Consider the following 21,308-nt stretch of genomic DNA (forward strand, 5'->3'; position numbering starts at 1 on the left):
ACTTTGCCGGCGCCGGTCAATACACATTGATGTCGATAGGAGCTATGCGCTTATCACTGGCGGTTCATCGCGGGTTCAGTATATCCCCGATATCTGAACTATCGAGCTCAGTGACAATCCGCTGGGTCGGCCGAATGGCCGAGGGGGCAGCGCATTCCGCCGCAGGCACGCTGCCCCTCTCCACCACTCACCCCGCCAGAGCCGGGTGAGGAGCCGTTATTCATCCAATTTTGCGCTATCGAAGCGAAGGATGGCCGTCGAGATATGGCGCTAGATTGCGCCAATAGATCGACGATGTCATTACGATGAATGGTAGAGAATATTCCTGTTGATTGGAAGGAAATATTTACTATGTCCGTCTATGTTTCGAGATGTTGCGATTTGTACTGCGTTCGCAACTTTTAATCTTTCTTTTACCATTTATCGTCTTCCGTTTGACTGTGTCTGACGCAGGGCGAGCGGCTGTTCGCTTGCGTTCCCGCCGTCGCAGAGGTCCTGCGCAAACCCCGATTCATTATAGGCATGAACCACTTGCGGTCCGTGGCCTGTCTCGGCTACGTATAATTATACGGCTTTTTACTGATCTGCTGGCAGGCGGACGGTATTTGTTCATTGCGTTGCGGGGGCATAGACGCATGAGAAGCATGGCTTTGGGGAAAAGCAGGCGTTCGGCTTCAAATCGGTGGCTGAAAACAAAAGCGAGATCAGGCGGGCCCGTGCATTAGCGGCCGCGCCGCCATGGCCGGCAAAACCGTCAATATTCTGGGCATAAGAGGGCTCCCTCCGGCGCATGGTGGGTTTGAGACCTTTGCCGGCCAGCTGGCCCCTTATCTGCGGGACAAAGGCTGGCAGGTGAATGTCTATTGCCAGTTGGAACCGCATGGCGACGGCAGGGTGCAGGACGATTTCGAGGATGACTGGCACGGCATTCATCGCATCCATTTCGGATCGCGCAGGCCTTCCTCGGCCGGCAGCATCTCTTTTGATTGGCGCAGCGTGCGCGATGCGGCCCGCCGGGGCGGTGTCAATCTTGTTCTCGGATACAATACGGCGGTCTTTTGCCTCTATTTGCGAGCGCGGGGACGACCTGTCGTCATGAATATGGATGGCGTTGAATGGCGGCGGCCAAAATGGCCGCTCCACGTCAAGGCCTGGCTTTATTGCAACGAGTTTGTCGGCGCGCATATGGCCAATGTGCCGGTGGCCGATCATCCCGAGATTGCGCGGCATTTGCGGCGTCATGGATGTTTCCGGGCCGAAATCATCCCCTATGGCGCCGACAGGGTCGAACTGGCTTCGTCGGCGCCGGTGGAGGCGCTGGGACTGGCGGCCGGCAATTACCTGGTCTCGATTGCCCGGATTGAGCCGGAAAATTCGATCCTTGAGATCGTGAAGGCTTTTTCGAGCAGGTTGCGCCAGACCAGGCTTGTGGTGCTGGGCCAATTCAGTCCCGACAACATGTATCACCGGGCGGTGCAGGCTGCGGCGTCGTCGCAGGTCGTATTTCCCGGGGCCATCTACGAGAAGAGCGTGGTCGAGGCGCTGCGCTTTCACGCGCTGGCTTATCTGCACGGGCATCAGGTCGGGGGCACCAATCCATCGCTGGTGGAAGCGCTTGGCGCGGGCAATGCGGTGATTGCGCACCGCAATCGCTTCAACCATTGGGTGGCGGGGGAAGGGCAGTTCTATTTTGCCGACGAGGCCGAGCTGATCGATATTCTCGACAGGCTGGACCCAACCGGCGTTTCGACGCAGGTGGCGCGCGAGCGTTCTGCGGCGCGGCATGCGGCCGATTTCACCCTGGATCGCGTCAACGGCAGGTATGAGGCGCTGCTGGCGCGCTTTGCGTCATGAGGCAGCGCCCAGAGATATTGGCCGTGCACCAGGGCTACGAACTTTACGGTTCGGATCGAACCTTTATCAGTTCCGTCACCGCCTTGCGGGATGCCTATCCGGACCATCATGTCAGTATTCTGCTGCCCAAGGCCGGGCCGCTAGCGCGCGCTCTTGAAGAGTTGGGGTTCGGCGTCACCATCACGCCGGTCTGGGTCGCGCGGCGGGCCGATGGTATCTGGCGCTTGCTGCTTGGTGTGTTGCTCCTGCCGATCTTTGTATGCCGGGCCTGGCTTGCCATGCGGGGCAGGGCACTCTGCTACATCAACACGGCAATGGTGTTCGATTTTGCGATAGCGGCGCGGTTTTCACGGCGGCCGAGCATCATTCATGTTCATGAAATACCGCGGGCGCGCGCCCTTGCCGTGATCCGCACCCTGTTGTGGTTTTCAGGCAGCGCGCTGGTGTTCAATTCGGCTGCGACGCGCGCCGCATTCGCAATGTCGGCAGGTGTCGAACATCACCTGCTGCTCAACGGAGTTGGCGATCCCGGTGCCGTCGCCGGAACCCGGTGTGATGACGGCAGGTTGCGGGTGCTGATGATCGGCCGCATCAATGACTGGAAGGGGCAGGACCTGTTGGTTCATGCGATCAGTCATCTGCCGGAGAGAAGCGCGAAAAGGCTCGATATCCACTTTGCCGGGGCGGCATTTGAGGGCGGCCCCGCGGCCCGCAATCTGGAGGTGTTGCTGGATCGGGCAAAACCCGCTGCCGACGTGCGGCTGCTGGGTTTCGTGGCCGATCCCGCACCGCTTTATCGGTGGTGCGATATCGTTGTCGTGCCGTCCAAGCGCCCCGAGCCTTTTGGCCTCGTGGCGGTCGAGGCCATGGCGCATGGGCGGGCGGTGCTGGCCGCCGGCCATGGCGGATTAAGCGAGATCGTCATCGATGGCGTGACGGGATGGCTTTTGGCGCCGGGAGACGTGGCCGCTCTTGCCCGGGCGCTCGAATGGGCTTTGCAGCGGCAAGACGAGATTGCGGCGATGGGGCGGGCCGGGCGGGCGGCCTATTTGTCGCGATTTACCAAGGATCGCTATCAGGCCGGGCTCGTTGGTATTGCCGGCCGTTATCTTGGTGAGGGGCAGTTGGTTCCGGGCGCGCTCCATGCCGCCTGACGACCGGCATCGATTGCTTGTCGTGGCGCCGGAAATGCCGTGGCCGGCAAACCATGGCGCGCGCGTCGACATATGGCACCGCTACCTTGGATTGAAGCAGAAGGGCTGGTCACTTGCGCTGGTTGGTTGGACCGGTGCGGAAGGTCCGGTCTCTCCCGAGTTGCATAGGGTATTTGATCTGGTCGTGCCTATCCCGCTCCAGCGAGTGTTGGGGCGGCTTGTGCAGATGATACGGCGACCATCGCTCGTGGCGGCGCGGCAGGTTGGCGGGTCAGGATTTGAGGCGGTTCTGGCGGTGGCACGCCAGTTCAGGCCGGCCGCTATTGTCTGCGAGTCCATTTACGGGTTCGATTTGGCGCGCCGTTTGGGGGCTGCATTGGCGGTGCCGGTCTTGATCCGCTCGCACAATATCGAATTCCGGTACATGGCTACGCAATTCCGGCTGGCGCGGACGGCACGGCAGAAATTGCAGATCGCAGCCGCCCGGCTGCATCTACGGCGCTATGAGGTGGCCGCGTTGCGGTCAGCTGCCGCCGTGCTCGATATCTCGCAGTCGGACGCTGCATTCTGGCATGGACGCGGTATGCGTTCCGTAAGCTGGGTGCCGCCGGCATTTCCCGATCTGGAGGATGAGGCCGATACGGGGCCTGTCTGGGCAGACCGCCGCTTCGATGCCGGCTATCTCGGCAATCTCTGGGCGCCCAATAATGTCGCGGCCGTGAGATGGTTTCTCGACACCGTACTACCGCTGATCCGCCAGCGGCGGAGCGATATCGATATTCTGATCGCTGGGGCCGGAGCGGCGCCGGACCTAGCCCGGAAAATCGCCGGAACGCCCAATGTCACATTGATCGAAAATCCGGGCGATGCGGTGGCTTTGCGGCGGCAGGTCCGCGTGTTGATCAATCCGATCCTAGCGGGGGGCGGGCTCAACACCAAGAGCCTTGAAATGCTGTTCTGCGCTTCGCCCATTGTGGCGACGCCTTTCGCCCTTGCGGGAATTCCCGATGAGATGGCGGACGCTTATGAGGTGGCTGGCACGGCGCAAAGCTTTGCCGATTGCGTTATCGCGGCACTCGCCCGGCCTTATGCCGCGAACGCTGCGCGGCTCGCCGCTCGTGAACGGTTTGGGCATGGCGGTGTTGCGGTATTGTCAGGACTATTGCTGCAAGAAATCGCCGCCCACCGTCGGGATGGCTCATGGCGCTAGTGCATGTGGTCATCGTCAACTGGAATGGCTGGGCAGACACGGTCGAGTGCCTGGAATCGCTTTATCGGCTGGACAGGGACGATGTGAGCATTGCCGTCTGTGACAATGGCTCGACGGATGGGTCTGTCGGCCGGCTGACAGAATGGCTCGGTGGACATCCAGGGCCGGTCACCATTGTCGAAAATGGTACGAATTTGGGATTTGCCGGGGGCTGCAATGCCGGGATCGCTAGGGCATTGAGGGATCCCGGCTGCCATTATGTCTGGCTGCTCAACAACGATACCGTGGTGGCGCAGGGGGCTCTGACGGCACTGGTGGCGCTGATGGAGGCGGAGCCGGATATAGCCATATGCGGCAGCACGCTATTGTTTCATCACCGGCCGGAGGTCGTGCAAGGCTTGGGCGGCTGGTTCAGCCCGTGGATCGGCCGTGGCGGGCATTTGGGGCACAATTGCGCGGCCGATGACCTGCCCGACCGCGCGGCGATCGAAGCGCAATTGGATTATGTGATCGGCGCCAGCATGCTGGTGCGCCGGGCGGTGTTCGAGCGCACCGGTGGTCTCGGTGAGGATTACTTTCTCTATTACGAGGAGCTCGATCTGGCGCGGCAGCTCGTTTCCGGCGAACGGCAGGCCTGGGCGCCGGCATCCCTGGTTTATCATAAGGAGGGGCGCTCGATCGGCACGGCGTCGCAAGGCCGGCCCAGCGATACCAGCCGCTATTATCTGCAGGTCAATCTGCTGCGCTTCTATCGCCGTTATTATCCATGGCTTCTACCAATCGCGTTTGCCCGCTTGGCGAGGGAAGCGGCTCGGGCTGGGATCGACCGTGATATGGCAGCTCTTGCCGCCGGTTGGCTCGCCGTGCGGGACTTCCTGAGCAATACAAGCCGGGTGGGGCCGATCCATTTGCAATCGGAGCCGGCGCCATGACGCGACAGAAACTGTTGCTGGCCCTGTCACTACTGGCGAGAATTGCGACCGGGCTCGTCAGCCTGCTGGTTCTGGCACGAGGCCTGGGGCCGGCAGATTATGGCTTCATCGCGACCGTATTGGCCTATTCCTCCATTGCCGCCTTGCTGACCGATTTCGGATTTTCGGTGCAAGCCCTGCGCGATATCGGCGCCGAGCCCCAACGGGCGGGTGCAATCATTGCCGCGTGTCTGCGGGTCAAGACCATCCTGGTGTTCGGCACGACACTGTTGGCGACTGCTGCGCTGTTTTTGATCGAGATCGATATGCCGTTGCGGCTTGCGGGCCTGCTGCTCTATGGCGCGATGATGATCATGTCCTATGGCGATCTGACCATGATCGCCTTGCGTGGCGTCGGGCGATATGAGGCTGAGGCTCGGGTCACGCTCGCAGGGGCAGTGCTGTATGTGGCCATCGTGGCAGGTGCCGCGCTGGCAATGCCGGCGATTTTGCCGGTTGCCGTGGCCATTGCCGTGGCGCGGCTGCTGCAAACAATCCTCTGCTTTGTAGTGCTGCGGCGGCATGTAGTGCTGGAGAATTGTTTTTATAGACCGCTATTCGACACGGCTCGTTTCCTGCGCGGGTCATCGGCGCTGGCGCTGGACAGTATTCTGACCACGGCAGCCGCGCAGATCGATACGATCCTGGTCAGTGCGGTTCTCGGGCTGGAGGCGGCCGGCATCTATCAGGTGGCGGCGCGGATTGCCGGCTATGTGGTGCTGCCTATCCAGGTGCTGGCCGGTGTCTATATGCCAGCCCTGTCGCATCAGCACCACCGTGGGATCAACGACGGCCTGGAGCCGCGCATGCACGGCGAATTCATCGCTATCGGCGTCGTGGCGGCGGCATTCACGGCCTTGGCGATGCCGATCCTAGGGCCGTGGTTGTTTGGCGCCGAGTTTGTCGTGCCCAATGCGATTTGGCTGGTGTTTGGCCTGCTCGTTCTTGCCCGGTTCATCGTTGCGGCATCCGGCATCGTCCTGACGGCCCGGCACGCCGTCTGGTATCGGCTGGCCGGGCAGGGGGCGGGAATGGCAGGCATGGTCCTGGTCATGCCGATTGCCTTGATGACATTGGGCATGGTGGGGGCGCCGCTGGTTTCTCTGGCCGCTACATTGGTGACGCTAACGGTCTATTGGTGGGCGTTGCGGCGGCTCGACCGTCGCGGACCGCTCATCGAGGCAGCCGGGCCATGAAGGGGCTGCACATTGCCCTTTTGTGGCACACATTCGGACACGGCAATTTGGGTGTCGATGCCTTGGCACGGGGCAATGCCAGCGTGATCAGGGCAGCTGCCGCCGCAGTGGGGGTGCCGGTCCGTTTCACATCACTGGGCACCGGGCAGAACCATGCCGTGCCCGATTTTCCAGACGACGTTGCCATTGGCCCGGCACCGCGTTTGAAGCCGCTATTGAGGGGCAAATCCGACTTTATGGACGTGATACGGCGGTCGGACCTGGTATTCGATATCGGGGAGGGCGACAGCTTTACCGATCTCTATGGCGGCCTCCGCTATGGCTTCCTGCTGGGCACCAAACTCGCCGTTTTGGCGGCGCGCCGCCCGTTGATCATTGCGCCGCAAACCATTGGGCCGTTCGACAATCCTGTGCGGCGCTGGCTGGCAGCGGCGGTGTTGCGGCGGGCGGATGCAGTCTATACTCGCGACGGGCTGTCGACGGCGTTCCTGCAGGACAATGGTGTCCTGGCCAATACCGATGAATTCATCGACGTGGCGTTTGCTCTGCCCTTCGAGCGAGCGGGCAGAGTTGGCGGCCAAGTACGAGTCGGGATCAACGTGTCGGGCCTGCTCTATAATGGCGGCTATTCGGGGCGGAACGATCTGGGCATGCGCCTCGACTATGCGGCCTTGATGCATAAGCTGATCGAGTCCCTGCTGGCGCGCCAAGATGTTGAAACGCATCTTATCGTCCATGTGACCGGCAATGGCGGACCCGACGACGACCTGCCCGTCGCGCGGCTTCTGGCGCGGCGCTATCCGGGGCTGGTCCTGGCGCCGGTCTTTGGCACCTCGGTGGAGGCAAAGGGCTATATTTCCGGCATGGATTATGTGGTTGCCGGGCGCATGCATGCTGCCATCGCGGCCTTGTCGGCGGGTGTGCCCGTGATGCCGGTCGCCTATTCGCGCAAGTTCAACGGCCTTTTCGGCACGCTGGACTATCCGCATATGGTGGATGGCAGGGCGACGTCCACCGAGGCCGCCCTTGCTGCCTTGATCGACGGCTTTGAGCGCCGGGCGGAGCTGCAAGACGCGGTCCGGCACGGTCTGGCGATCGCACGAAGGCGGCTCGCGGCCTATCAGGATACCGTTGCCGGGCTGCTCGAGGCCCGCGTCGCGGCCAGGCCGAGCAATAGATAGATGATCGCCATATTGTCGGGAATGGTGAGAACTGTTTGTCCCACCAGGATAGCCACTGCCGTCGCGAGATAGGCCGATTGCAAATTGCGCTCGACGGCGGACAGGGCATTGCCGATGCCTGCGGCCATGGTGGCGATCGCGGCAACAAGCAATCCAAGCAGCAAGGCCAGGCCGATCAGGCCGAAATCGACGGCGGCCGACAGATAGAAATTGTCGATGGTGCGGATATTGTGCCGGCCGATAAGGCCGGCAATATCGGGGGAACGACCGTCGCCATAGCCAGTTAGAGGGCGCTCTTCCAAAGCTCGCAGGCCGTTGGACAGCATTTCGGCGCGGACATTAGTGCTCATCTGTTCGGCCACGGTGTCGCCTCGGATCAGCAAGTCGAGCAGGCCCTGCAGAGGAGCGGCCAGAAGCAGAACCGCCAATCCAAGACCGGCCAAACTGATGAAAAGGCGCTTTGGCGTTGCCTTGCCGCCAAGCAGCGTGAGGAAAGCATAGGTGCCCAATGCGGCGATCAGCACGACTATGCCGGAGCGAGCGCCTGCGATGAGCAAGGCCACCGGAATGCAGCACAGCGCGGCCACCCCGAGCAGCCGCATAATGCCGCGGCCGAAGCGGCACATATGCAGGGCCAGGGGTGCCATGGCGCCTGAATATTGCGCGAAGACAATGGAATGGCTGAAGAGCGAGGCGGCGCGATAGGCGCCATCTCGGTAGAATGCCGTGACCTGGCGGCTTGCACTGACAACGGCCTCGGCGCCGAGCCCGGAAAAATTTATGCCCAGGATATCGGCAAAGGTGCGCTCCACCGACCATTCATAGAGGCCGACAAGCGTGGCCACGACGAGAGCGAGCAACAGCGCGAACGGGATCGTGCGGCGTGTCGTCGGGCGGGGAAGGGCGATCAGCCCGAGCAGCAGGATGGATTCGCCATAGATCACGCTGCGCAGGGTGATCGCGATGGATTCCTGTGGGGTCTGGCCGAAGATGTCGCAGAAGAGGCGCCATAGAATCCAGACGAGATAGAGCAGGAACGCCGGGCGGTGCCGGGAAATGGTGGATGCCACATGAGAGCGTATCCGAACCTCGCTCAGGCTGAAGACGAATATGGCCAGCATTGCCAGGGTCAGCACTGAAAATGGCGAGATGGCGATGCCCAGGGGCGTCGGAAACAGCCAGTATTTCGGCCAGGCGATCAGCAGGAAAACGAGAACCGGGAAGGCGGCATTGTAGGCTCGGATCATGGTTTGCTCATGCCGTGGAATTGCCGCCCTGTCCCGGTTCCCAAAGTCATGACTGATCCGACCATAACCATTGGATGAAGCCGCCCGTGTCATCGGCGGGCAGCGTATAGGCGCCGCCGGGAACACTGACTGCCTGGGGCGCTCCGGCCCGCCATTGACGCAAGGTATGGGCGCCGGCAGGTAGGGAGAGCACAGCCTGATCCTGGCGACGCGTTTCGCTGGCGCCGAAGGTGAGGATGGGCGAGGTTGGCTTGCCGGTTTCCATCTGCGTGCCCCACAGGCAATAGCTGCCCGCCTGCCGGGTCGAATTGCCATTGGCGGTGCAGACATAGCTGGAAAGGCCGCCGGAGGCCGTGTTGGGCACCGCACCGGTCATGCTCAGGCGATACCAGCCGTTACCCTCGGGAGTGAGGGCGTGACTGTGCAGAACCGCGTTGCCGAAGACGCTCGCCGTGCCCACAGTCATCGTCTGCAAGTCGAGCCAGACATTGAGCCCATGGGCAACATTGTCGGAAAACATGAAGCGGACCCATGCGGACCCATCATATTTGAACGACTGGGACCAGGAATAGGTGGTGCCACCCAATGTACTCAGCGAATGGCGGGTGACCCCATCGGTATTCCCGCTGCCCTGGATCGCTCGTTTGCCATGGGCATCGCGGGCAGGGCTGCTGCCCGCCGGCAGATTTGCGAGCGTGGTGCCGGTCAGCAAGATACCGGCGCCGGAATTGCCGGTGTTAAAGACCACTGTGTTGGTGCGCTCCGGCTCAAGGCTCAGCCCGAGGTCTGAAATGGCGGGTTGTCCGGGGCCGGCCGCCTGCCAATGACCGGCGTTTGTCCGCACCAGCCGGTCGGAAGCGCGGGCGAAGGTTAGCGCATCCGTCAGCGGCACATGGCGGCCGCCGGCAATGCTGCGGCCAGAGGCAAAGTCGATGCCGAACCAGGTATCGGATGGCCAGGGTGTCGTTCTGGGCTGGCCCGGGGCCAGACTCAGGGCCAGCATTAGAGGAGCCCCACAATGGCCGTGGCGGTAGTGCCGGTGGCCTTGATGCGGCGCAGCCGCAGGGGCAGCAGCGTGCCGCCGGGCACGCCGGCCAGCGTCACGTCCGCGCCGCTTGCCAATGTAACCGCGAGGTTGCCGGTGGCACCGACATAGATGGCGCGGGTGATCTCTGCGAGATCGGCGCCATCGTTGGGCGCTACGGCAAAGCCGTGCGTGGCAGGGGATTCAAGGCCAATAGCGTGATCGGAGAAGCGGTCGGGCATAAAACGATGTCCTGTTCGGGATGAAGATGCCCAATGCTAGTTGGCGGCTACCGCGCGGGGATTAGTCGAACAAGTCGTGGAGCAGGCTTACTGCAGCTCGGTGTAATAGGTGCCGTATTTGCGCATGTAGGAAGCCCTGGTGCGGTCCTGCTGGTTGATGATGGCGACGATCCCGGTACCCGGCGCCATGGCCTCGGTGAGGCTGGCAAGGGCCTGTTTGGCATCGAGCTGGGAGGTGCTGACCCAACGAGTCACGAAAACGATCGCATCCGCCACCGGGGCAACGTAAAGCGCGTCGACCACCGGCCCCACTGGCGGGGTGTCGAGGATCACCACGTCGAATGTGTGCCGCGCTGCGCGCATCAGGCGGGCAAAGGATTGGCCGGTCAGCAACTGGTCGGTCGGCACGTCGCTGCGATGCGCGCCGACGATGAAGGTGGCGTCTGTCATGGTATCGGCGGAGATGATGCCATTGAGGCCGTCCATTTCATTGCCATCGAGAAATTCCAGCAGGCCATGGGACGGCTCAAGGCCGAGATGCCGGTGCAGACTGGGCTTGCGCAGGTCGCAATCGATCAACAATGTGCGGCTGCCCGACAATGCGTAGGAGCGGGCAAGGGACAGGGCCAATGTGGTCTTGCCTTCGCCAGGTGCGGTCGAGCTGATCATGATCACCCGTCCCTTGTCATCGTCCGCCGCCGGTTTTCCGTTCCGCAGTGTCTGCTGCAGCGTGGCCCGAAGCCGCCGAACGGATTCGGCGAAGACCGAAAGGGGAGCCGCGACCATCAGATTGGCGAGGCTTTCCTTGTCCGCCCGCGCCTTCTGCCGGGGGACGGCGCTGGCGACACGCGTCTTTAGCACTGCACCCAACTGCGCCTCGCTGGTGAAGCCACCGATGAAGTTCTCATACAGAAAGGCCAGAGCAATACCGAGTCCGATGGCAGCAAAGCCTGCCAGTGCCATGATCAGCGGCCGATTGGGAAAGGCGGGAGATTGCGGGGCCAGGGCGGGCGAGACGATGCGGCTGTCGGCGACCTGCAAATCGGCCTGAGTTTCCAGATCCTGCAGGCGCGAGAGCAGCAATTGATACTGGCTGCGAGCCAGTTCGGCATTCTGCCGCAAGCCGTAGAGATCGGTGAGGATCGCGGCGGGCAAGGCGCTGGCGATCACGGACTGCCGCAATTGCTGGCGCAGCTCGGCCTCCTGCTGCTGGGCAGCGGTGATGGCGTTGCGCAGTCCAGCGACCTCCAGGCTTGCCGTATCGCGCAGACTCATATCGAGAGCGGCCAATTGCTCGTCGAGGTCCGTGGCATCCGCTGTGGCGAGCCGGGCAGTAAGCTCGGTGCGTTGCCGGGCCAGTTCGGTCAAGGCCGAGGATTGCAGGGAGGCCACCAGCGCCTGCCAATCGGCATTCGCCAGATCGGCCTGTGCGGCATCGGCCAGCTGCGACCGTGCCCGGCGGTTTGCCTCCAATTGCGCTATCTGCTGGCGGGTCTGCATCAGATCGGGCCGGCCGATCTCGGTGGCGATACGGGCAACATTGCTGTCGATAAAGCTGTCGAATGCGCCTTCCGAAGCGGTGATAGCGTCGCGGGCCTGCTGGATGCGCGCTTGCAGGATGTCACGCGAAGAAAGGGTGCTGGCCACTTTGGCCGCCACCTGATCGTCGATATAGGCCCCAGCCACCGCATTGGCGATGCGTGCCGCCTGCTCTGAATCGGGGGATCGACCCTGCACCGAAATGAGATAGGTGAGGCCCCGACGCTGGATGCTGACGGCATTGCGCAGATTGTTCAGCACCTGATGCAGCGCCTCCGCTGCAGTGGGCGGCTGCGGCTCGTAAAGGCGCAGCAGGGTCAGAATGCGCTCGCGCAGGGAGAGGGAAGCGCCCAGTTCGGCATCGGCCGTGAGGTTCTCGGCCTCGATGACCTTGAGCAGCACGTTATCCGAACGCAGGATTTCCACTTCGCTATCGATGCGGGCGCTGTCGCTGACGCCGCTCCCGATCTGCGCGTCGGGATCGAGCAGGTTCTTGCGGCTCGGATCGACGAGGATCAGCGCTGTCGCTGAATAGATCGGGGTCAAGGAGAAGGCGACGAGGCCCGCCAGGGTCACGACGACGATTACCGAGGCGACAATCAATCGCAATTGCCTGCGCAGAAGTCCGAGGACATTGCGCAGGTCGACTTCGGCATCTTCCATTCGATCTTCCTCGCCCCCACGGGAATAGTCGATGGCTCATCATGCGATGCCAGGCAATTTTCGGCAATTGCTATCGGGGCTTAGCCTGGCAAAAAAAAACTGGCAATGTTGGGGGAGTGGTGCCGGCATCAGGGTTCGAACCCGAGACCCCCTGATTACAAATCAGGTGCTCTACCAACTGAGCTATACCGGCAATGCGATGCCATCTAGCATCGAAGGCGCTCGCGGGCAACGGGGATTGATAAGGTGATACCAATCCCGGCGATTTTATTGCGTTCTTGATGAATCTCCGATGTCGGCGGCCCTGGGCAGTGCTCCTCGAGAGAATTCCTGCACACGTCTATTCACGTAAGCAAAAACCGTCAGACTTAACGTAAATAATCTGTTGAAATTCCTGCATCGTCTTTTTCGATTTACGGTCTGCTCCATTTCCTCGTCTGGATTAGTCCAATGTCGAAGCGCGTTGTTGTTGGTGAATGGCAGATGTTTTCCTGCCCGGTGGCGCGGCCAGTCGGGCCGGGAGGGGTGCTGCCATGAGACGGCGTGTTCCGCGGCCAATTGCATTTCGTCCGGTGCGACGGGGACGGCCAGCGCTCCCGACGCGGTTTTATCCGCGCTTTGAGTCGGTGGAAATCGGCGGGCTGCCGGTGGCGCGACTGGACCGCAGGCAGACGGCGCGCCTGTTGATCGACCTCGCGCTCAAATACCGCCGTCGCGACCGGCCCTGGATCGCCACCAGCATCAATGGCCAGGTTCTGTCCGAGGCCGCGCGGCATTCGGGCCTGCGTGAGGCCGTGCGTTTTGCCGATGTGATCAGCTGTGACGGGCAACCCCTGGTTATGGCCAGTCGGCGGATAACCGGCTTTGCCCTGCCGGAGCGCGTGGCGACGACCGACCTTTTCCACGATGTCGTCGCGGTGGCGCGCGAGCGGGTGGTGAGCATGTATTTCCTGGGCGGCACGGAGGCGGAAAATGCCCGCGCGGTTGATGCGGTGCGCGACCGCTACCCGCATTTGCGGATCGTGGGGCAGGGGCATGGCTATCACAGCCATCGCCAGTGGATCGGGGTGGTACGGGATATCGACCGGATTGGTCCGGACATCCTCTGGCTGGGACTGGGCGTGCCGCGCGAGCAGGAATTCTACATGCGTTTTGCCCATGCCATGCCCAATGTCGGGGTGATCAAGACCAGCGGTGGCCTGTTCAATTTCCTCTCGGCCTCGGCGCTGCGGGCTCCGCAATGGATGCAGGATATGGGCCTGGAATGGGCTTATCGCATGGGGCGCGAGCCGCGGCGGCTGATGTTCCGCTATCTCACCACCAGCCCCCACGCCGCGCTGCTTATGCTCACGCGGCAGAAGTGGGGCAAGGGGATAGCCGAGCTCGGCGAGCGGATCGACCGTTGGTAATATATTTTAACCGCGTGAACTATTTTTCTGCGTTTGCCGGTCGCTGCGCACATTCAAACGCGACCTGGGCGGAGCTCGGCAGTTCTATAACGCGTCTTGTCCGGAAGGGAGATGAATATGCTTCAAGCTTGCGCAGCAAGGGTTTCCGGCGTTTTCTGGCTTGATGCAGCCACGATCCGGGGCTAACCAATCAGCCTAGGCGAGTGCCGTATTTGAGCGGCTAGGAGCATGGCTGCTGTGAACGGCAATCGACTGACGCATCTGCAAACCCTGGAAGCCGAGAGCATCGAAATCCTGCGCGAAGTCGCGGCAAGTTTCGAGCGTCCGGTGATGATGTATTCCATCGGCAAGGATTCCAGCGTCCTGCTGCATCTGGCGCGCAAGGCGTTCTATCCTTCCAAAATTCCGTTTCCGCTGCTGCATATCGATACGACGTGGAAGTTCCGCGAGATGATCGCCTTCCGCAACAAGATGGCGGAAGATTTCGGCTTCGACCTGATCACGCACACCAATCCCGATGGCGTGCGCGACAATATCAATCCGTTCGATCACGGCTCCTCCCGCTATACCGACATTATGAAGACTGCGGCTCTGCGGCAGGCGCTCAATGCGGGGCAATATGATGCGGCCATTGGCGGCGCCCGGCGCGACGAGGAAAAATCCCGCGCCAAGGAACGTGTCTTTTCCCACCGCAATGCTGGCCATGCCTGGGACCCCAAGAACCAGCGCCCCGAGCTGTGGCGTGTGTTCAATACCCGCCTCAATCCGGGCGAGAGCATGCGCGTGTTCCCGCTGTCGAATTGGACCGAGCTCGATATCTGGACCTATATCTATTCGGAAAACATTCCGATCGTGCCGCTCTATTTCGCCCGCGAACGGCCGGTGGTGGAGCGTTTCGGCACGTTGCTGATGGTCGATGACGACCGCATGCCGCTGGGCAAGGATGAAGTGCCGCGACACGAACTGGTGCGGTTCCGCACGCTGGGCTGCTATCCGCTGACCGGGGCGATGCGTTCGACGGCGTCGAGCCTGCCCGAAATCATCATGGAAATGCAGGCCGCCCGCACCTCTGAGCGCGAAGGGCGGCTGATCGACAGCGACCAGGTAGGGTCGATGGAGAAAAAGAAGCAGGAAGGCTATTTCTGACGATGACCCTGTCCATGGCCACGCCTGATACCGATATTGACCTCTGGCTCGATCAGCAAACCGATAAATCCCTGCTGCGGTTCCTCACCTGCGGCAGCGTGGATGACGGCAAATCGACGCTGATAGGGCGGCTGCTCTATGACAGCCAGTTGATCCTCGACGACCAGCTCGCAAGCCTCAAGAAGGAAAGCCGCAACCGCACCACGGGCGACGAGGGGATCGATTTTTCCCTGCTGGTCGACGGGCTTTCCGCCGAGCGTGAGCAGGGCATCACTATTGATGTGGCTTACCGGTTCTTCTCCACCGACAAGCGCAAGTTCATCGTCGCCGACACGCCCGGTCACGAGCAATATACCCGCAATATGGCGACCGGCGCTTCCAATGCCGATCTGGCTCTGCTGCTGATCGATGCGCGCAAGGGCGTACTAACCCAGACGCGGCGGCATAGTTTCATCCTGTCGCTGATCGGGGTGAAGCATGTTGTGCTGGTGGTCAACAAGATCGACCTGGTCGATTACAGCCAGGACGTGTTCGACAAAATCGTCGCCGAATACCGTGCTTTTGCCGAGCCGCTAGGCTTCAAGACTCTCTCGGCCGTGCCGGTTTCGGCACTGCGGGGCGATAATATCCTGAGCCAGAGCGCCAATACCCCCTGGTATCGCGGACCCGGTCTCGTGCCCTATCTCGAGGGGATCGAGGTGGCAGAGGATCGTTCGGGCCAGAAATTCCGTTTCCCGGTGCAATGGGTGAACCGGCCCAATCTCGACTTCCGCGGTTTTTCCGGCACTGTCGCCTCGGGGGTGGTCAAGGTAGGCGACGACGTACTCGTGGCTGCCTCGCGCAAGCCCGCGCGCATCAAGCGGATCGTCACCATGGATGGCGATCTCGACCGCGCCGCGGCCGGGCAGGCGGTTACGCTGGTCCTGGATCGGGAGGTGGACGTCTCGCGTGGCGACGTGCTCAGCCATACCGGTGAGACGCCGGAATATTCCAACCAGTTCCAAGCCCGGCTGGTGTGGATGAGCGAAGAGCCCGCCTATCCGGGCCGCTCCTATCTGCTCAAGATCGGCTCGCAAGTCGTTCCCGCGACCATTACCGATCTCAAATTCCGTACCAATGTGAACACGTTGGAGCAGACGGCGGCCACCAAGCTCGATCTCAACGAGGTGGCGACGGTTACCATCGCTTCGGATCGCGCGATTGCCTTTGATCCCTACGCGGCCAATGGGGTTACCGGCGGCTTCATTCTGGTCGATCGCATCTCCAATGCTACTTTGGGCGCTGGAACGGTGGAATTCGGCCTGCGCCGGGCGCAGAACCTGACCTATCAATCCTTCGACGTGAACCGGCAGGTGCGCGCTTCGATGAAGGGGCAGCAGCCACAGATCGTCTGGTTCACGGGCCTTTCGGGTTCCGGCAAGTCATCGGTCGCCAACCTGCTTGAAAAACGGCTCACCGCCGAGGGTCGGCATGCCTATATCCTTGACGGCGACAATGTCCGCCACGGCCTCAACAAGGATCTCGGCTTTACCGAAGCGGCGCGCGTGGAAAACATCCGCCGCGTGGCCGAGGTCGCCAAGCTCATGGCCGATGCGGGGTTGATCGTCCTGGTTTCGTTCATCTCGCCCTTCGAGAAGGAAAGACGGCTGGCGCGCGAAATCGCCGGCGATGTCAATTTCACCGAAGTCTATGTGGATACGCCCATCGAGGTGTGCGAAGCGCGCGACCCCAAGGGCCTCTACAAGCGTGCACGTGCCGGCGAAATCAAGAATTTCACCGGTATCGATTCTCCGTTCGAAGCGCCAACCAATCCAGAGCTGGTGCTGCACGGCGCCGAGCATGAACCGGTGGAGCTGGCCGACCAACTGCACGGCAAGCTGGGGTTCTGAACAAGATTCGCTAGTCGGGTCCGCTCCCGGCCTCCCCCTCAAGGGGGAGGTGCCATCCGGGATTGTGGAGGCATGTGTCGAAGCTGCTAACCCGCCTTGCTTCCCCCTGCCAACCCGCTAGGCTCCCCACGGGGAGGGCCTGGACATTGGCGACACGACGCAGGGCGAGGCGTAAATCCGGCGGCAAGGCTCATGCCCTGGGGCTGTGGATCGCATCGCGGCATCTGCCGCGGCATGGCACATTTTTCATCGCCCTGATTGTGGGCGTCATTGTGCTGCTGGTCAGCCTCTGGCTGGCGCCGGCTTTCGCCGTGGTGTTCGGCGCCATCGCCATGTTCGTGACTTATCTATCGCTGGTCGCGCTGATGCTGCCGCTGCTCGATTCCGACTTCCTGCGGTTGCGCGCTGACGAGGCCGATACGCCCACCGGACTGATCTTTGCGGTGGTGATTGGTGTGGTGGCGGTTTGCAGCGCCACTCTGTTCATGGCGCTGAACGGCAAGGACGGGCCGCTTGTCGTCGAGGTCAGCCTCAGCATCATATCCGTGCTGCTGAGCTGGTTTGTCGTCCACACCATGGCCTCGCTGCACTACGCCTATGAGTTTTACGAACGCCAGGTCGAGGGTGACCCGAACGGGGTAGCCGGCGGGCTCGATTTCCCCGAGGGCGACAAGCCAGATGGCTTGGCCTTCCTCTATTTCGGTTACGTCATCGGCACGGCCTTTGCTGTGTCCGATATCCGCGTCACCTCCAGCAATATGCGCAGGATCGTGCTGATCCACTCGGTATTCTCGTATTTCTTCAATACCTTGATCGTGGCGGCCACGGTCAATGTCGCGGTGGCCGTCGGGGCTGGGTGACGTCCTGGGCGGTTGCCGCCCCGGCCCGCTTTGTGCAACACCATCGCCAAGACATGCCTCAAGGAGAATCTGCCATGAAAACCCGCGCCGCCGTTGCGTTCCAGGCCGGAAAGCCGCTCGAAATCGTGGAAGTGGATCTTGAAGGCCCCAAGGCCGGTGAAGTGCTGATCGAAATCAAGGCGACGGGCATTTGCCACACCGATGATTTCACTCTCTCGGGCGCGGACCCTGAAGGCTTGTTTCCGGCCATTCTCGGCCATGAAGGGGCGGGCGTGGTGGTCGATGTCGGGCCGGGCGTCACCAGTCTCAAAAAGGGCGATCATGTCATTCCGCTCTACACGCCCGAATGCCGCGAATGTTATTCCTGCCGCTCCGGCAAGACCAATCTCTGTACCGCCATTCGCGCCACGCAGGGGCAGGGGCTGATGCCCGATGGCACCTCGCGCTTCTCCTTCGAAGGCAAGCCGATTTTCCACTATATGGGCTGCTCGACCTTCTCCAATTACACGGTTCTACCCGAGATCGCCGTCGCCAAGATCGACGCCTCGGCGGCCTTCGACAAGGTCTGTTATGTTGGCTGCGGCGTCACTACCGGCATTGGCGCGGTGATCAATACGGCCAAGGTCGAAATCGGCGCGACGGCAGTGGTGTTCGGGCTGGGCGGTATCGGCCTCAACGTTATCCAGGGCCTGAAGCTGGCCGGCGCTGATATGATCATCGGCGTTGATCTCAATAACGACAAGAAGGCCTGGGGCGAGCGCTTCGGGATGACGCATTTCGTCAACCCCAAGGAAATCGATGGCGATATCGTGCCTTACCTCGTCAACCTGACCAAGCGCCGGGGCGATCTGATCGGCGGGGCCGATTACACCTTCGATTGCACTGGTAACACTACGGTTATGCGTCAGGCGTTGGAATCGAGCCATCGCGGCTGGGGCAAGTCGGTGGTCATCGGCGTGGCCGGGGCAGGGCAGGAAATCTCCACCCGCCCGTTCCAGCTCGTTACCGGCCGCACCTGGATGGGCACGGCGTTTGGCGGCGCCAAAGGCCGCACCGATGTACCGAAAATCGTCGATTGGTATCTCGACGGAAAAATCCAGATTGATCCCATGATCACCCACACGCTGCGCCTCGAAGACATCAACAAGGGCTTCGAGATGATGCATTCGGGCGAAAGCATCCGCAGCGTCGTGGTTTACTAGGATCGACGCGGCTTGCTTCTACATCACCCTCAAAGGCCTCATTGCGATGAGGTCGAGTGGAGGTTTGGTGCCACGACCTCGTCCTTCGACAAGCTCAGGATGAGGTCTGCCCAGCCTCACTCCAGCCAGGTTGTCTCAAACGCCCCGGCCTCGTGGATATCGATATTCTCCAACGGGCCGGGGCCGGTATTCTCGAATTTATGCGGCACGTTGGCCGGTGCCACGACGATCTGGCCCGCCACTGCCTCGAAAACCTCGCCGCCCACAGTGAAGCGCGCCCGGCCCTTGCGGATGATGAAGGTTTCGGGGTAGGGATGGCTATGCAGTCGCGGTCCGCCGCCGATTGCCTCGGTGTGATTGAAGATCACCGAAATGCCGGCCCCATCTGGCCCGCCCTCCCATTCTCCTGACCATCGATCGACCGGCGAAGCGGCATAAGCCCACGCTGCGCGCTCGATTATTTTTCCCACCATTTTCTCCCCTCTGCGCGGCGTGATTGCCGCCGCGCGTTCTTGAAAGGAACTAGCATGACAATTCGGGCGAACAATGTCTTCGTGCTTACCGGCGGCCCCGGCTCCGGCAAGACCACACTGCTGGCGGCGGCGGCCGCAGCGGGAATTCATGTGGGGCAGGAGGCCGGCCGGGCGATCATCCAGTCGCAATTGCGTATCGGTGGTAGTGCCTTGCCATGGGCGGATCGCAAGCTCTATGCCGAGCTGATGCTCGACCGCGATATCCAGACCTATGAGGCGGCGCTGGCCCGCGATGGGGTGACCCTCTGCGACCGTGGCGTCGCCGATCTCATCGGCTATGCCCGGCTCGAGCGTCTGGATGGCATCGAGCATTTCCGCCGCGCGGCCACCCTCTATCCTTGCAATGACACGGTTTTCTTCGCCCCGCCCTGGCGCGAAATCTATGCCAATGATGCCGAGCGCAAGCAGGATTGGGCCGAAGCGGTCCGCACTTTCGAGTCGATACGTGACGTCTATGTCGAACTGGGATATCGCATCGTCGAACTCCCCAAGGCCGGCGTCGCCGAACGGCTCGCCTTCGTTACGGAAACCATTGCCCATGCCCGAGCGGGTTGACCCGATCATCTTCGTCGATGCCGATGCCTGTCCCGTCAAGGACGAGGCGCTCAAGGTGGCGGAGCGGTTGGGTGTGGTGCTGACCTTTGTCAGCAATGGCGGCATCCGCCCCTCGCGCGACCCCATGGTGCGGGTCGTGGTCGTGCCGGCGGGGGCCGACGCAGCCGATGACTGGATTGTCGAGCAGGCTCAGGCCAATGACATCATACTCACGGCCGACATCCCACTCGCCAGCCGCGCCATCGACAAGGGCTGCCATGTGCTCGGTTTCACCGGCAAGCCGTTCACGCCAGCCTCGATCGGCATGGCGCTGGCCATGCGCGATCTCAAGCAGCATCTGCGCGAGACTGGCGAGATCAAGGGCTACAATCCCGGCTTCCGTCCGGCTGACCGTTCGGCCTTTTTAAGCGCGCTCGACACCCTTGTGCGCAAAGCAAAACTGGCGGCGGGTAAGTAGTCGTTAAGTTCTCGCAAGGGAAATATTAACCATAATAGCAAAAAGTGAGCCCGGCTGTGATTGAGCAGAGTTCGGGTCGTGTCGCTTACGCGTTTTGCTGTTTCCCTCGTCGTCGTAAGCGCTGCTCTCGGTGCTTGTGCCAAGCCGCCAAGCCATCTCGGCGCCAATTCGCAGGTGGCGCCGCATGCCTATCAGGCAACCGACTACACGATCACCAATTCCATCCTGATGGCGTCCAAGCCGGTGACCGATCAGCCCATGCCCGAACGCATTTTCTCCTCTGGGCACCTCGCCGGGCGGACCCTGGCCGTGGCGTCCACCACCGATATCATCCTGCATCCTGGCGAGGTCATCCTGACCTTTGACGATGGGCCGCGGCCGGGCAAGACGCCCGCCATTCTCGACACGCTGGACCAGTTCGGCGTCAAGGCGACCTTCCTCATGCTGGGCCGGGCGGCGGCAGCCAATCCCAAACTCGCCGGTAGCGTGGCGCTGGCCGGCCATACCGTGGGCAGCCACACCTATGACCATGCCGATCTCTCGGGCATGACCCGGCAGGAGGCTTTGGACGACATTGCCATGGGCGAGCGCGCCATTTCAGCGGCGCTGGCGGAATCGGGGCAGAAGCTGTCGCCGTTCTTCCGCTTTCCGTATCTGTCGCAAACCGGGTTCCTGCGCACCAATCTGATGATGGGCAACATGGTGGTGCTCGACGTCGATATCGACAGCAAGGACTATTATTCGGAAACCAGCGACCAGGTGGCGGCACGGACCATGGCGCGGCTTGAGGCGCGCGGCAGCGGAATCATCCTCTTCCACGATATCCATCAGCGCACGGTCGACATGCTGCCCAGCTTCCTCGCCCAACTGGAACAGAAGGGCTACAAGGTCGTGCGACTGGTGCCCAAGGATACCGGTGTGTTCGGCCGCGATGTGATTACGGCCGATGCTCCGACGCCGGGTGGGGCGCTTTAGC

At 61.8% G+C, this 21,308-nt stretch carries 19 protein-coding genes and 1 tRNA gene; 14 read left to right on the top strand and 6 right to left on the bottom strand.

Annotation, left to right across the window (positions count from 1 at the left end):
* Window positions 1–738 precede the first annotated feature (738 nt).
* The 6 genes from QQL79_RS05590 to QQL79_RS05615 all read left to right on the top strand — a co-directional run bounded on the left by QQL79_RS05590 (window position 739) and on the right by QQL79_RS05615 (window position 7,566).
* Window positions 739–1,854, top strand: a complete 1,116-nt coding sequence (locus QQL79_RS05590) for a DUF1972 domain-containing protein (protein ID WP_284388730.1) — start codon at window positions 739–741, stop codon at window positions 1,852–1,854.
* Window positions 1,851–3,008 (top strand): glycosyltransferase family 4 protein, encoded by a 1,158-nt coding sequence (locus QQL79_RS05595; protein WP_284388731.1) that lies wholly within the window; start codon window positions 1,851–1,853, stop codon window positions 3,006–3,008. Before QQL79_RS05590 ends, QQL79_RS05595 begins: the two co-directional genes overlap by 4 nt.
* A 226-nt stretch (window positions 3,009–3,234) precedes the next feature.
* Window positions 3,235–4,218, top strand: coding sequence for a glycosyltransferase family 4 protein (locus QQL79_RS05600; RefSeq protein WP_284388733.1), 984 nt, complete (start codon window positions 3,235–3,237; stop codon window positions 4,216–4,218).
* Window positions 4,209–5,150, top strand: coding sequence for a glycosyltransferase family 2 protein (locus QQL79_RS05605; RefSeq protein ID WP_284388734.1), 942 nt, complete (start codon window positions 4,209–4,211; stop codon window positions 5,148–5,150). The genes QQL79_RS05600 and QQL79_RS05605 overlap by 10 nt, the downstream gene beginning before the upstream one ends.
* Window positions 5,147–6,385, top strand: a complete 1,239-nt coding sequence (locus QQL79_RS05610; protein WP_284388735.1) for an oligosaccharide flippase family protein — start codon at window positions 5,147–5,149, stop codon at window positions 6,383–6,385. The genes QQL79_RS05605 and QQL79_RS05610 overlap by 4 nt, the downstream gene beginning before the upstream one ends.
* On the top strand, window positions 6,382–7,566 hold the full coding sequence (locus QQL79_RS05615) for a polysaccharide pyruvyl transferase family protein (RefSeq protein WP_284388736.1): 1,185 nt from the start codon (window positions 6,382–6,384) through the stop codon (window positions 7,564–7,566). Before QQL79_RS05610 ends, QQL79_RS05615 begins: the two co-directional genes overlap by 4 nt.
* On the opposite strand, the gene QQL79_RS05620 is transcribed toward QQL79_RS05615, so the two are convergent.
* From QQL79_RS05620 to QQL79_RS05640, 5 genes are all read right to left on the bottom strand, one after another.
* Window positions 7,506–8,813 carry an O-antigen ligase family protein gene (locus tag QQL79_RS05620; RefSeq protein WP_284388737.1) on the bottom strand — a complete coding sequence of 436 codons (1,308 nt, stop codon included), beginning with the start codon at window positions 8,811–8,813 and terminating at the stop codon, window positions 7,506–7,508. The genes QQL79_RS05615 and QQL79_RS05620 overlap by 61 nt on opposite strands.
* 46 nt (window positions 8,814–8,859) lie before the next feature.
* Window positions 8,860–9,816, bottom strand: a complete 957-nt coding sequence (locus tag QQL79_RS05625) for a phage head spike fiber domain-containing protein (protein WP_284388738.1) — start codon at window positions 9,814–9,816, stop codon at window positions 8,860–8,862.
* Window positions 9,816–10,079: a spike base protein, RCAP_Rcc01079 family gene (locus tag QQL79_RS05630; protein WP_284388741.1), complete on the bottom strand. Its 264-nt coding sequence runs from the start codon at window positions 10,077–10,079 to the stop codon at window positions 9,816–9,818. The genes QQL79_RS05625 and QQL79_RS05630 overlap by 1 nt, the downstream gene beginning before the upstream one ends.
* Before the next feature lie 87 nt (window positions 10,080–10,166).
* Complete coding sequence (locus tag QQL79_RS05635) at window positions 10,167–12,281, bottom strand: GumC family protein (RefSeq protein WP_284388743.1); 2,115 nt, start codon at window positions 12,279–12,281, stop codon at window positions 10,167–10,169.
* A gap of 117 nt (window positions 12,282–12,398) precedes the next feature.
* Window positions 12,399–12,474, bottom strand: a tRNA-Thr gene (locus tag QQL79_RS05640).
* Window positions 12,475–12,814: 340 nt separating this feature from the next.
* On the opposite strand from QQL79_RS05640, the gene QQL79_RS05645 reads away from it, so the two are divergent.
* The 5 genes from QQL79_RS05645 (at window position 12,815) to QQL79_RS05665 (ending at window position 18,787) form a co-directional block, all read left to right on the top strand.
* On the top strand, window positions 12,815–13,690 hold the full coding sequence (locus QQL79_RS05645; protein ID WP_502258416.1) for a WecB/TagA/CpsF family glycosyltransferase: 876 nt from the start codon (window positions 12,815–12,817) through the stop codon (window positions 13,688–13,690).
* Window positions 13,691–13,918: 228 nt separating this feature from the next.
* A complete protein-coding gene (gene cysD / locus QQL79_RS05650) occupies window positions 13,919–14,836 on the top strand; it encodes a sulfate adenylyltransferase subunit CysD (RefSeq protein ID WP_284388748.1) in 918 nt (305 codons plus the stop codon).
* Window positions 14,837–14,838: 2 nt separating this feature from the next.
* The gene (cysN, locus tag QQL79_RS05655) at window positions 14,839–16,725 is read left to right on the top strand and encodes a sulfate adenylyltransferase subunit CysN (protein WP_284388750.1); all 1,887 of its coding nucleotides are present in this window, start codon (window positions 14,839–14,841) and stop codon (window positions 16,723–16,725) included.
* 146 nt (window positions 16,726–16,871) lie between these two features.
* Complete coding sequence (locus tag QQL79_RS05660) at window positions 16,872–17,585, top strand: DUF1345 domain-containing protein (protein WP_284388752.1); 714 nt, start codon at window positions 16,872–16,874, stop codon at window positions 17,583–17,585.
* A 74-nt stretch (window positions 17,586–17,659) separates the two neighbouring features.
* On the top strand, window positions 17,660–18,787 hold the full coding sequence (locus QQL79_RS05665; protein WP_284388753.1) for an S-(hydroxymethyl)glutathione dehydrogenase/class III alcohol dehydrogenase: 1,128 nt from the start codon (window positions 17,660–17,662) through the stop codon (window positions 18,785–18,787).
* Window positions 18,788–18,903: 116 nt separating this feature from the next.
* On the opposite strand, the gene QQL79_RS05670 is transcribed toward QQL79_RS05665, so the two are convergent.
* Window positions 18,904–19,257, bottom strand: coding sequence for a cupin domain-containing protein (locus QQL79_RS05670; RefSeq protein WP_370461244.1), 354 nt, complete (start codon window positions 19,255–19,257; stop codon window positions 18,904–18,906).
* A gap of 57 nt (window positions 19,258–19,314) precedes the next feature.
* Here QQL79_RS05670 and QQL79_RS05675 point away from each other — a divergent pair, with 57 nt between their 5' ends.
* The 3 genes from QQL79_RS05675 (at window position 19,315) to QQL79_RS05685 (ending at window position 21,307) form a co-directional block, all read left to right on the top strand.
* Window positions 19,315–19,875, top strand: a complete 561-nt coding sequence (locus QQL79_RS05675) for an AAA family ATPase (RefSeq protein ID WP_284388757.1) — start codon at window positions 19,315–19,317, stop codon at window positions 19,873–19,875.
* Window positions 19,859–20,332: a YaiI/YqxD family protein gene (locus tag QQL79_RS05680; RefSeq protein ID WP_284388760.1), complete on the top strand. Its 474-nt coding sequence runs from the start codon at window positions 19,859–19,861 to the stop codon at window positions 20,330–20,332. Before QQL79_RS05675 ends, QQL79_RS05680 begins: the two co-directional genes overlap by 17 nt.
* 78 nt (window positions 20,333–20,410) lie before the next feature.
* Window positions 20,411–21,307, top strand: a complete 897-nt coding sequence (locus QQL79_RS05685) for a polysaccharide deacetylase family protein (protein WP_284388762.1) — start codon at window positions 20,411–20,413, stop codon at window positions 21,305–21,307.
* The last annotated feature ends 1 nt before the right edge of the window (window position 21,308 follow it).

The organism is Devosia yakushimensis, assembly GCF_030159855.1.
Lineage (GTDB): Bacteria > Pseudomonadota > Alphaproteobacteria > Rhizobiales > Devosiaceae > Devosia > Devosia yakushimensis.